Here is a 2,626-nt window from a genome sequence, read left to right on the forward strand (position 1 = left end):
AAGCCGACGCCGGTCGCAAGCTGGCTGGAGCCGTCGCCGTTAAGATCAAGCGAGAGCGTAATCTCTGTCTCGGAGGTCTGGCGTGAGAGGGAGGCGATACGTGGTGCACTCATACGGTAGGCAGTATATCAAGCACCAGGCTCCCCTGCCGCTCTCGCCACGCGGCTTTCCCCGCACGCACATCGAAGAAGTGCTCCTCGGCGAAAAGCGACTCGTGGCCCAAGTTCTCACGGGCGGCGGCGAGAATTTCGCGCCACTGGACGTTGTGATACGACGGCCACTTCACCCCCGCCTGGCAGTACGACGCGTCGGCGAAGTAGCGCACCCGATCCTCACCGCCGGGCTTGGCGCGGCGGGCGTGCCAGAGGGCGGAGTAGACCAGCACGGCGGAGCCAGGGGGCAAGTTGTCTACCACGATCTCGCCCGGGAGAACCTGCTGGCCCAGGTGCGAGAGTGCCCCGTTGGCGATTACAGTTTTCTGGGTGCGGGGTAGCACCACTAAGTCTCCGACCTCGCCATTGAGGCCATTGAAGTAGTAAAACACATGCACCATGCCATGGCTCCGGTTGGTCTGCGGCTCTTGCTCGTAGTCCTGATGCCAGTTCGATCCAGGAGTGCCCGCGCCCTGGCGGCTCGCGTGCAGGTGGTGAAACGCAAAGCCCGGCCCCATCACCTCTTCAACAATACTCAGGGTCTTCGGGTGAACAATGAGCTTACCCAGATGAGGGAGCTGGCAAAGATAGGGGGAAGGCTTTTTAGCCTCGCGCTGGGCCTGGACAACGTCCATATCGGCTTTGTAGCCAACCAGCTCGTCGTCGGTGAAGTAGCGGGGAAAGACCAAAAAACCCTGGTCGTGAAACGTCGCCTGTTGTTCGTCGGTGAGTACCATAGTGGAAATTATACCTCTCACGGAGCTTAAAATACGGTACACTGATGGGCGAAATGAAGGTGCAAAGTCTCGTTGCCATTGGTCTGACGCTCGCGTTGGCTGGAGTGGCTCATGCGGAGCGGTTTATCTTCCAGCGAGGCGGTGCGCTCTATAGTGCCAGCCGCGATGGAAAAGAGTCGCGCAAGTTGCTCGACATCGGTGCGGGGGCGGGGGGTCTCTGGGCGGCTTCCCCCGATGGCCGGCGGATTGTCTGGGCAAAGTCCGCTTCCAAGGAGAGCGAGGGTAGCCTTGCCGCACGCCCCCTCACTCTCTATCTGACCGACATCACGGGGCGGCGACAAAAGCGCCTTCTGAGCACCGACAGCCTGACAGATCGGCAAGGGCACAAAGTCACCGAGGTGGGCGAAACGATTCTCAGTGGCCCGAGCACGACCCTTGCGGACTGGAGCCCGGTTTCCCTTTCCTGGAGCGCCGACGGACGAACGCTCTATCTAGGCTGCACCCGCGTGGGCGCGGCGGCGGGTGTGATGACGGTGACCATGGATGCTCAGGTGGGCACGGCCCTGGTGGACTCTGAGGGGCGCTGGAAGTGTCTGGGGTCTGTGACCCAGCCCGATGCACGCTCTACCTATATTGCAGCAGTCTCGATCGGGCGTGAGAGCGGCGTGGCTCCTCTCATGATCTGTAACCTCGCGGTAGGCAATGCCTGGACTCCGGTTCCGCCCCTGGGAGGAACACCGGTCTATGGTGCGGCGCTCTGGCCCGCACTGGCCCCCAATGGCAAGAGCGTGGTTTTTGCATCGGTGCCGCGTGGCCTCTGGCTGGCGGAAGGTCCGGGCCTCCAAACCAGACGATTAATCAATGGTGAGATTGCCCGCCCTCGGTTCAGTGAGAATGGCAAGACAGTGCTGTTTCTCTCGCCACGCCCCACCACTGCCGATAAAATCGCGTATGACCTCTACGAGCTGCCCCTCGGTGGCACTACCCCTAAAGTGGTGCTCAGCGATGTGGACTGGTTTGACTTGGTTATGGACTGAGGAGAAACATGCACCCTGATATCGAGACAATTCGCATTACCGAAGAGGAAATCGCTGCGCGTGTGAGCGCCCTGGGCGCACAGATCACCCGCGACTACGAGGGCAAGGATCTGATTCTGATTGGTGTTCTAACGGGCTCGACCCTCTTCATGGCCGACCTCGTGCGGCGCATCACGATTCCGCTCTCCTTTGACTTCGTCGCCGTGGGCTCGTACGGCTCTGGGAGCAAGGCAAGTGGGGTAGTGAAGATTCTCAAGGATCTAGACGAGCCCGTGGAGAGCCGTCATGTGCTGGTAGTGGAAGATGTGCTCAGTCCAGCGATGTCGCGTCGCCTTTCCTACTTGCGGGAGCTGCTCAGCTCCCGCAAGTGCGCCTCCATCCGCGTCTGCACGCTTCTGGACAAGCCCGTTCGCCGCCGCGCACTGGGAATCGAGCTAGAGCCCGATTACTGTGGCTTCGTGGTCGAGGAGGAGTACGTGGTCGGCTACGGCATGGACTATCTAGGCCGCTACCGCTCGCTGCCCTACATCGGCACCCTCAAGCCCGTCATCTACGGCGGGGGGTAACGCAACCATCTCCCCTAGCTCGTTCCTCGCCGTCCCCTCGGGCAGGAGGAGGAGCCCACTGGTGAGGTCACGCTCCCGCACGAGGGCAACGGCACGGATGAGCGTAAAGGGCCGTGCGGGGCGAATCTCCTCTT

Annotated in this window: 4 protein-coding genes and 1 pseudogene; 2 read left to right on the plus strand and 3 right to left on the minus strand. The window is 61.4% G+C overall.

Translation table 11 applies throughout. The annotated features are described in order from the left end of the window. Both ACH2EH_RS26135 and ACH2EH_RS26140 read right to left on the minus strand, forming a co-directional pair. Positions 1 to 113, minus strand: a pseudogene (locus tag ACH2EH_RS26135) (imidazoleglycerol-phosphate dehydratase); the annotation flags it as partial. Next, positions 110 to 889, minus strand: coding sequence for a phytanoyl-CoA dioxygenase family protein (locus ACH2EH_RS26140; protein WP_395146358.1), 780 nt, complete (start codon positions 887 to 889; stop codon positions 110 to 112). The pseudogene ACH2EH_RS26135 and the gene ACH2EH_RS26140, both read right to left, overlap by 4 nt. 53 nt (positions 890 to 942) lie before the next feature. Between ACH2EH_RS26140 and ACH2EH_RS26145 the strand changes: the two genes are divergently transcribed. Together ACH2EH_RS26145 and hpt are read left to right on the plus strand one after the other, a co-directional pair. Further along, on the plus strand, positions 943 to 1,926 hold the full coding sequence (locus ACH2EH_RS26145; RefSeq protein WP_395146359.1) for a hypothetical protein: 984 nt from the start codon (positions 943 to 945) through the stop codon (positions 1,924 to 1,926). Between the two features lie 8 nt (positions 1,927 to 1,934). Continuing rightward, on the plus strand, positions 1,935 to 2,492 hold the full coding sequence (gene hpt / locus ACH2EH_RS26150) for a hypoxanthine phosphoribosyltransferase (protein ID WP_395146360.1): 558 nt from the start codon (positions 1,935 to 1,937) through the stop codon (positions 2,490 to 2,492). Here the strand turns inward: hpt and ACH2EH_RS26155 are convergent. Beyond that, positions 2,427 to 2,626, minus strand: a 200-nt coding sequence (locus ACH2EH_RS26155; RefSeq protein WP_395146361.1) for a hypothetical protein, incomplete at its 5' end; no start/stop codon positions are given. The genes hpt and ACH2EH_RS26155 overlap by 66 nt on opposite strands.

It is taken from the genome of Armatimonas sp., from assembly GCF_043760365.1.
In the GTDB taxonomy this organism is placed as follows: domain Bacteria; phylum Armatimonadota; class Armatimonadia; order Armatimonadales; family Armatimonadaceae; genus Armatimonas.